Source organism: uncultured Brevundimonas sp., assembly GCF_937870815.1.
Taxonomy (GTDB): domain Bacteria; phylum Pseudomonadota; class Alphaproteobacteria; order Caulobacterales; family Caulobacteraceae; genus Brevundimonas.
The window spans coordinates 1-8780 of the sequence record NZ_CALMZS010000159.1 but is presented as its reverse complement, the minus strand read 5'-3'; the positions used below and the strand labels follow the sequence as shown (position 1 = coordinate 8780).

7 protein-coding genes are annotated in these 8780 nt (G+C 70.8%); 4 read left to right on the top strand and 3 right to left on the bottom strand.

The genetic code is table 11. The features are described from left to right. A partial coding sequence (locus Q0588_RS10300) for a CoA transferase subunit A (RefSeq protein ID WP_298745867.1) occupies nucleotides 1-380 on the bottom strand: 380 nt, incomplete at its 3' end. 862 nt (nucleotides 381-1242) lie between these two features. Here Q0588_RS10300 and Q0588_RS10295 point away from each other — a divergent pair. Genes Q0588_RS10295 through Q0588_RS10280 form a run of 4 tightly spaced genes read left to right on the top strand, consistent with a single transcriptional unit; the run spans nucleotide 1243 to nucleotide 4967 of the window. Then, nucleotides 1243-2133, top strand: a complete 891-nt coding sequence (locus Q0588_RS10295; RefSeq protein WP_298745866.1) for a DUF459 domain-containing protein — start codon at nucleotides 1243-1245, stop codon at nucleotides 2131-2133. After that, nucleotides 2130-3035, top strand: coding sequence for a GDSL-type esterase/lipase family protein (locus tag Q0588_RS10290; RefSeq protein WP_298745865.1), 906 nt, complete (start codon nucleotides 2130-2132; stop codon nucleotides 3033-3035). The genes Q0588_RS10295 and Q0588_RS10290 overlap by 4 nt, the downstream gene beginning before the upstream one ends. Beyond that, a complete protein-coding gene (locus tag Q0588_RS10285) occupies nucleotides 3036-4451 on the top strand; it encodes an MBOAT family protein (RefSeq protein ID WP_298745864.1) in 1416 nt (471 codons plus the stop codon). Between the two features lie 15 nt (nucleotides 4452-4466). Continuing rightward, the gene (locus Q0588_RS10280; RefSeq protein WP_298745863.1) at nucleotides 4467-4967 is read left to right on the top strand and encodes a hypothetical protein; all 501 of its coding nucleotides are present in this window, start codon (nucleotides 4467-4469) and stop codon (nucleotides 4965-4967) included. Nucleotides 4968-4982: 15 nt separating this feature from the next. Here the strand turns inward: Q0588_RS10280 and Q0588_RS10275 are convergent, their stop codons facing one another. Then, a complete protein-coding gene (locus tag Q0588_RS10275) occupies nucleotides 4983-6653 on the bottom strand; it encodes an alkaline phosphatase D family protein (RefSeq protein WP_298745862.1) in 1671 nt (556 codons plus the stop codon). Nucleotides 6654-6665: 12 nt separating this feature from the next. Next, a partial coding sequence (locus Q0588_RS10270) for a TonB-dependent receptor (RefSeq protein WP_298745861.1) occupies nucleotides 6666-8780 on the bottom strand: 2115 nt, incomplete at its 5' end.

Genomic DNA, 8780 nt, shown 5'->3' with positions numbered 1-8780 from the left:
AGGGTGCCGACGCCGGTGGCGGTGAAGAAGGCCGGGATGCCGGCGCCGCCGGCGCGGATGCGCTCGGCCAGGGTGCCCTGGGGGTTGAACTCGAGCTGGAGCTCGCCGGCCAGATACTGGCGCTCGAACTCCCTGTTCTCGCCGACGTAGGACGAGATCATCCGGGCGATCTGGCGGGTCTCGAGCAGCTGGCCGAGGCCGAAGCCGTCGACCCCGGCGTTGTTGGAGATGACCGTCAGGTCCCTGGCGCCGCTGTCGCGCAGGGCGGCGATCAGGTGTTCGGGGATGCCGCACAGGCCGAAGCCGCCGGACATGACGGTCATGCCGTCGAAGGTCAGGCCCTCCAGCGCGGATTTCGCGTCAGGGAAGATCTTCCGCATCGCTTCCTCATTTTTTCACCGTCTGATGAATATCGACGGCCTGTTTGGTCTCTACGGCGACGGGGCGGGCGGGGCAAGTCTCTGGGGCGTCTGGCGGCGGGCCGCGTCGCGCCGGGACCGATAACCGAAAAAACGGTGTGGCAGAGTCGGCAGAGTCGGCATCGATCGGAAAAACGCGATGGCGGAGTCGGCAGAGTCGGCAGATCCGACATCGGGGCCTGAGGGGACACGCCTGGGGGGGCGGCCGGGGATTCGATTGTCAAAGACCGGCGGGCGAAAGACAGCAAGTATGCACCCGTCGGCCTATCCGGATAGAAGATAGCGTTTGAAATCCGCTATGCGGCTGGAAAGACGGGATGTTTTTCGCTGAACCAGACTATAATTTCGCGGATTGCCAGCACAGCGTCATGGGCTTGGGCCGGCCCTTGAGAGCCATGGTTCATCACGAAGGCCACCAAGGGGTCTCGAAGGACACGAAGGGGCTGCAGGGCCGGCGGCTCCCGCCAGGGAGGCGCTTGAGGTTTGATGGCGGGCAAGGGCCCGCGGAAGGGTGCGACGGGCTCGCTCCCGTCGTGTCCTTCGTGCCCTTCTTCGTGGTCTTGGTGATGAACCAGCGATCGCGGCGTCACCAGCGGGCAGCGGAGTGAGTCCCTCCGTCTCGTCGCCTGCAGCACCCCTCAACCCCTTGACTGCTACGCGCCGCCCTTCGGGTCGCGGTTCCCCTCCCCATCGCTGCGTGACGGGGAGGAGACGGAGCGGGCCCCGTTAACCTTTTTCTTCGCGTGAGGCGGGCACGTCATGGCCAGCGGGCCCCGACAGGGTTAAAGGCGAGGCTTGGCGGATTCACGTTCGGGGGGACGAGGTGCGGACTGGCGTCAACGCATTGACGGCGAGCTTTGTGGCGGGGGTGGCGGCGGGCCTGCTGCTGACCGCTGACGGGCGCCACTGGCTGCGCCATCCGACGGTGATGCTGGGCGACCGGGCCAACGCCTCGGCGCCGCCGGCGCGCGCCCCCGCGGCGCCGCCGGCCGCCGTGGTCGCCGCGCCGCCGCCGGTTCCCGCCGTGACCCCGCTGTCGACGCGGCTGGCCCAGGGGCCGCTGCGCATCGGGGTGTTCGGGGATTCGATGGCCGACGGCCTCTACACCGGCCTCTACCGCGACCTGCGCGATGAGCCCAGGATCACGGTGACCAAATTCTCCGAGGTCTCGACCGGCCTGTCCCGCTACGACTACGTCGACATCCAGGCCAAGACGCAGCGGCAGATCGCGGAGACGCCGATCGACGTGGCGGTGATCCTGTTCGGCACCAACGACGCCCAGGGCATCAGCCTGGACGGCGTGATCCACGACTTCGGCACCGACGGCTGGAAGGCCGCCTATGCGACGCGGATCGACAATCTGGTGGCCATGCTGCGCAGCCGCGACGTGGCGGTGTACTGGGTCGGCCTGCCGCGCATGAAGAGCCCGCGGTTCGACGGCCGGATGGCGCTGATCAACGGGGTGGTCGAGGCGCGGATGCGGGCGCTGGGCGTGCCGTATCTGGAGACCACGGCCCTGACCGCCAACGGCGAGGGCGGCTACGAGGCCTATCTGCCGAACGACAGCGGCCGCAAGGTGCTGATGCGGGCCAATGACGGCATCCACATGTCGATGGCCGGCTATCTGCGCATCAGCGGTCCGGTGGCGGAGCGGCTGAAGCGCGACGCCGGCCTGGACCGGCCGTCGGCGGCGGTTTCCGCGGCCCGGGGATGAAGCCGGCGGGGGCGCTGATCGCGGCGGGCCTGTGGGCCGCGGCGGGCGCGGCCGGCGCGCAGTCGGTCGCCTATGGCGCGCTGGAGCGGCTGGCTCCCGGGCCGTCGGCCTGCCCCGGCGGCCTGTGCCAGGCGGACGCCCTCTCGGCCGTTTTCCGCCGGCTGGCGGGGGCGGGGGCCGGGGCGGGCGAGCCGGTCCCGGTCGTGCACATCCGTCAGATCGGAGACAGCCACACGGCGGGCGGGCGCATCACCGGCGCCGTGCGTACGCGACTGCAGGCGCGTTTCGGCCATGCCCCGGCCCCCGCGGGTCCGGCGGTTGAGGGCCATGGCGAGCGGCGGCCGGGCGTCCTGTTCTTCGAGTCCGGCCGGGTCGGGGCGACCTTGCACCACCTGCCGGAATGGCCCGACGACGAGGTCGCGGGCGGGCCGCCGCCCGGGGCCGCCGACCTGGTCATCCTGGCCTTCGGAACCAATGAGGGGTTCGAGGACGCGCTGGACGCGGCGGCCTACGAGGCGCTGCTGAGAAGCCAGGTCGACCGGCTGCGCCGCCTGACGCCCGCTCCGTCCCTGCTGATCCTCGGCGCGCCGGACGCGCTGCGCAGCGGGGTGGAGGCCGGCTGTTCCGCCGACGGGCGGCGGGCGCCGCCGCCGTCGCTGGCGGTGGTCCGGGACGTGCAGCGCCGGGTCGCCGCCGATCTGGGCGTGGCGTTCTGGGACTGGCACGGACGGATGGGGGGAGACTGTTCGGCGGACCGGCTGGCGTCGAGGGCCGAGCCCCTGATGCACGGCGACGGGGTGCATTTCACCGGCGCGGGGGCGGACTGGATCGGCGGCGTCCTCGCGGACGACCTGATCGCGGCCTATGAGGCGTGGAAGGCCGGGCCGGGGGGCGCGGACTAGATGCTGTTCCCCACCCTGGCCTTCGGCGTCTTCTTCCTGATCGTCTATTTCACCGCCTGGTCGCTGGACCGCGAGAACGGGCGGCGCAAGCTGTTCCTGCTGCTGGCCAGCTGGTTCTTCTACGCCCAGTGGGACTGGCGCTTCGTCGGCCTGCTGATCGGATCGGCGGTGCTGAACTGGGCGGTGGCGGCGCTGATCGCGCGGGACCGCGAGCGGCGCGGCGAGGCGAAAGGCGGCGGCTGGCTGGTCGGACTGGGCGTCGCGGCCAATCTGCTGATCCTCGGCTTCTTCAAATACTACGGCTTCTTCGTCGAGGAGGCCGGCGAGCTGCTGGCCCGGTTCGGCTGGGAGCGGGACCTGCCGCTGCTGCAGATCGTGCTGCCGGTGGGCATTTCGTTCTTCACCTTCCAGGGCATTTCGTACGTCGTCGACGTGCGGCGCGGCAAGACGCCGCCGGCCAAGAGCCTGCTGGACGTCATGCTGCTGATGAGCTTCTTCCCGCACCTGGTGGCGGGGCCGATCGTGCGCGCCTCGGACCTGCTGCCGCAGTTCGACCGGACGCCGCGGCTGACCCGGGAGATGGCCGCCCACGGCCTGCTGCTGATCGTCTGGGGCCTGTTCAAGAAGACGGTGATCGCCTCGGAACTGTCGGTGAATCTGGTCGATCCGGTGTTCTTCGACCCGACCGCCTACGGGGCGGTGGACATCGCGGCGGCGGTCTATGGCTATGCGGTCCAGATCTACTGCGACTTCTCGGCCTATTCCGACATGGCCATCGGGCTGGCGGCCCTGCTGGGCTATTCCTTCCCGCGCAATTTCGACCAGCCGTACCGGGCGGCCTCGATGCAGCAATTCTGGCGGCGCTGGCACATCAGCCTGTCCAGCTGGCTGCGGGACTACCTCTATGTGCCGCTGGGCGGCGGCCGGAAGGGGCTGTTCGCCAGCTGCGTCAACGTCTTCATCACCATGGTGCTGGGCGGGTTGTGGCACGGGGCGGCGCTGACCTTCCTGGCCTGGGGCGCGCTGCACGGCGGCGTGCAGGTGGTCGAGCGGCTGTTCCGCGCCGCCGTCGGAGACAGGCGGACCGTGCCGGCCTTCGTCGGGGTGCTGGTCACCTTCCACATCGTCTGCCTGGGCTGGATCCTGTTCAGGGCCGAGAGCTTCGGCCTGGCCGTTCAGGTGCTGGAGGGGCTCGGCCGGGCCGGGCCGGCGGTCATGCTGACGCCGCTGCTGCTGACCCTGATCGCCGGCGGGCTGGCCATGCACTGGCTGCCGCCGCGCGCCGTCGAGGGCATGGCCGAGCGGCTGAAGACGGCGCCGTCGATCACCCTCGGCCTGCTGGTCGGCGCGGCCGTCCTGCTGGTCGAGGCGGTGCGGCCCGAGGGCGTGGCCCCGTTCATCTATTTCCAGTTCTAGGGCGTTGACTCCGTGATGACCGACGAACCTGAAGATCCGCCGCCGCCGCTGGAGCCGTTCCCGGTCCATCCGGCGGAGTCGCCGTTTCCGCCCCTGGGCGAGAGCGTCGCCGCCGCGCCTCCGTCCGATCCGCCGAGCGACTGGATCGAGAGCGCCGACGCCCACGATCTGCCGACGCGGGAGAACGCGCTGGCGGCCCTGGGCCGGTTCGCCTTTCCGCCGGCCCCGCCGCTGGACGACGAGGGCGTGGCCGCGCGCGACCGGCGCTGGGCCAGCCGGGTGCTGATGGTGGCGACCGCCTTCCTGCTGATCTTCAATGCGGCGTCGCCGCTGAACTGGGCCCGGCGGCAGCCGCCGGGCTGGGGGGCGGAGACGGTGGGCCAGCTGTCGGAGGTGTGGGTCGCGCAGCTGGCGGTGTTCGGCGTCGACATGCCCAGACAGGGCGTGCGCGAGGCCTGGATGGCGGCGCGGGACGCGCGCTTCGTGGGGCAGGAGCCGGCCACGCCTCCCCCTTAGGGGAGGAGTTGGAGATCAGGCTTCGACGATCGGACCCAGGCCGTCGGAGGTGCGGGCGACGGTGAAGGTCCTGAGCACTCCGGCCTCATAGGGCTTGGCGAGAATGGTCGAGACGGTGTGCAGCTCGGCCTTCGCCTGATCCGGCGTCAGGGTCAGCAGTACATAGCCCTTGGCCGTCTGGTCGCAGAAGACCACCTCGTCATTGGCCCGCATCAGGGCCGCGCCCAGCGGCAGGCCCGGCGTGGCGTCGCCGACCGAGGGGCTGGAGATGGCGCTGGTCCCGAACTCGACGCCGCGGCGGGCGCCGTCGGCGGCCCTCAGGTCGTTGACCCAGAAGGCGTGGCTGTCGCCGGCCAGGACGATGGGCTGGACCCCCGCCTCGGCGAAGGCGGCGTACAGGCGTTCGCGGCCGGCGGGATAGCCGTCCCAGCTGTCGAGATTGAAGGGCACGCCCAGTTTGAACAGTTCGATCGACTGGCGGATCCGGGGCCGCACCGCCTGGGGCAGGCCGGCGATCAGGGCCGCGATCTGCAACGGATTGGCCATGGTGGTGACATCCGGACCCTGGACGCGGGCCATGACCACCTGGTTGCCGATCACCTGCCACGGCCTGCCCGAGGCCCGCGAGGCCTGGAGGGTGGAGCGAACCCAGTCGCGCTGGGTCTCGCCGAGCAGGTCGCGGGCGGGGTCGCCGCGCCTGGCCTGGAAGGCGGCGACGTCGGGGCCGCCGGCGGCGACCGGCATGTCCTTGGCATAGGTCAGCGGCTCGCCCCGGGCCAGCAGCCGGGTCTCGACCATCAGCAGGCTGGCCAGGTCGCCGAAGTCGAAGCTGCGCTGGATGGCGTCCGGGGTCAGCCCGGCTTCCGGCTCCCGGATCGGCATCCATTCGAAATAGGCCCTGAGCGCCGCGGCCTTGCGCGCGGCGAAGTCGCCCTCGGTCGCCGGCGCGTGGTTTTCGGCCCCTTCCGTCCAGGCGTCGTTGGCGACCTCGTGATCGTCCCAGACGCAGATGAAGGGCGCGCGGGCGTGGGCCGCCTGCAGGTCGGGGTCGGACTTGTACTGGGCGTGACGGGTGCGGTAGTCGGCCAGGCTGACGATCTCGTGGGCCGGTTCGGGCGCCCGGTTCAGGCGGCCCCCGATGGCCATGCCGTAGTCGGCCGGGTCAGCCCCGTATTCGTAGATATAGTCCCCCAGATGGACGACGGCGTCGACGCGCTCGAGTCTGGAGACGGCGTCCCAGGCATTGAACAGGCCGCCGGCGTAAAGCTGGCACGAGGCCACGGCCAGGACCACGTCGGGCGTGGGGCCGGCCGGCAGGGTGCGGGTCCGGCCCTGGGGCGAACGCGCGGCGCCGACGGCGAACAGATAGCGGTATTCGACGCCCGGCTCCAGGTCCGTGACCGGCACCTTGACCGTGAAGTCGCGCTCCGGACCCGTGTGCGTCCGGCCTCCGCGCGCAACGGCGTCGCCGTCCTGCCACACCGCCCATTCGACCTCGATGGACCGGACGGACGGATCGGCCGGCGTCACCCGGGTCCAGAGCAGGACTCCGTCGGCGCGCGGATCGCCCGAGGCCACGCCGTGGAGGAAGGAAACCTCCGGCGCGTCCTGCGCCGCCGCGGGGACGGCCGCCCCTGCCGCGCCGGCGCCGAACAGGCCGAGAAGGTCGCGGCGGTGCAGGGTCATGGCTCCGCCCTCCTAGTAGCGCAGGCTGACATTGACGCCGTACATCCGCGGCTCGCCGGCGATGAAGGTCGGCAGGCCCAGCGAGTCGCCGGTGTTGCCCGCGTCCTTGACGTATTCCTCGTCCAGCAGATTGTCGCCGAACAGTTCGACGCCCCAGTGTCCGCCGTCGGGAGCGTAGCGGATGCGCAGGTTGAGCAGTCCATAGCTGTCCTGGACCTCGTCCACCGCCGCGTCGGGCACGAAATTGGTGGTCTGCAGGTCGGTGCGGTCGTTGTTGTCGTCGAAGAAGACCTGGGACTGCCAGGTGTAAGTCGGCTGGACCTCGAAGCGGCCGCCCGCGACCGGCAGGCGCCAGATCAGGCCGACCGAGGCGCGATGATCGGGCGACAGGCGGAAGCGGTTGCCGTCGAACAGGCCCGCCTTGAAGCGCGAGTGGTTGTAGCCATAGACGCCGAACAGGTCGAAGTCGTCCGACAGACTCCAGAAGCCCTGGCCCTCGAAACCGTAGGCCTCGGCCTCGCCGGCGTTGGTGGTGACGAACTGGGTGCCGATCTGAACCGTGGTCTGGAAATTCTGGTATTCGTAGAAATAGACCGCGCCGTCGAGGCGCAGCGTTCCGTCCATCAGGACCGTCTTGGCGCCGACCTCATAGCTGTCGACCTCCTCGGCGTCGACCTCGGTGAAGTTGGGCGCGCCGAACGGGCTGGACGGCGCGCGCGGGGCCAGAACCTTGGGGCGGCGTCCGCGGGCGTAGGTGGCGTAGAGGCTGGCGTCCTCGGAGACGGCGTAGCGGCCGGTCACCCGCCAGGTCAGGCCCTCGTCCTCCAGGTCGCGCGAGATCACCGAGCCGTTGCCGACGGTCGGCTGGAAGGTCAGGCCGAACAGCGGAAAGGCCGCGCTGGCCGGGGCGTTGGCGGCGCCGGGCGTGGCCAGCTGGACCACCAGGCCGTTGGCGAAGGCCCCCAGGGCGGCGGCCTGGGCGAAGGCGGCGGGGGTGCCCTGGGCGATCAGGGCGGCGATCTGGGCCTGGACCTGCTGCAGGCCCAGCAGACCGCCGAGGATCGAGCGGCCGTTGAGCACGGCGGTCGAGAAGTCGGTGGTCTTCTCGTCGCGGGTGTAGCGCACGCCGGCGGCGAACTCGAGCCGGTCGGTGGGCTTCCAGGTCAGGTCGCCGAACAGATCGAAGGATTCCAGCTCGCTGCCGCTTGTGGCGATCTCGATATGGCCGGGCTTCAGATTGTTGCGGATGCCGGGGATGACCGGGGCGGGCAGGCCGAAGCCGGCCAGTATGGGGTCGAGCAGGGCGGGACTGCCATAGGCGGCCAGCGGCAGGTGGCTGGTCAGGGCCACGCCCGGCGCCCCGTCCAGCAGGCCGGCGAACTGGGCCAGGGCGACGCGCTCGTCGACCTCGATCGGCGTCCGCTGCGAACCCTCCTCGCTGAAATAGCCGGCGCCGACGAAGCCCGACAGAACGCCGCCGTTGTCCCAGTTGAGGCGGAACTCCTGGCTCCACTGCTCGCCCTCGGTGTCGGCCACGCCCGTGAGCAGGGGCAGGGACACGCCGTCCGGATCGTACACCTCGACGGTGTCGAACCGGCGCCAGGCGCTGGTCGAGGTCAGGGTCAGGGCGTCGTCGAGGTCCAGGCGGACCAGGCCGGTCAGGCCATAGACCTCGCGATCGACGCCCAGGCTGCGGCCGCCGTCGATGTTCGTGCCCGGCGTCAGCGCCGCGCCCTCCCAGGGATCCCGGCCGCCCAGGACCGCGCCGGTCGTCGGGTCCTGGGGCGAATAGGCCCTGGACTTGAAGCTGACGCCCGAGGCGTCGTCGGTCTGGTAGTTGCCGATCAGGTCGATGCGCAGGGCCGGGGTCGGTTCAAACGCCGCCAGCGCCCGGAAGGCCAGGGTCTCGACGCCGTTATAGTCCTCGCCGCCCAGCCGGTTTTCGACATAGCCGTCGCGGCTCTTCATCCGGGTGGCGAAGCGCAGCGCCGCCGTGTCGCCCAGCGGCGCGTTCAGCATCAGCTCGACCATGCGGTAGTCGAAATTGCCCGCGCCGGCGCGGGCGGCGGCGTCCAGGCCGTTCACATCGGCCTTGTTCTGGATGATGTTGACCGCGCCGATCAGGGC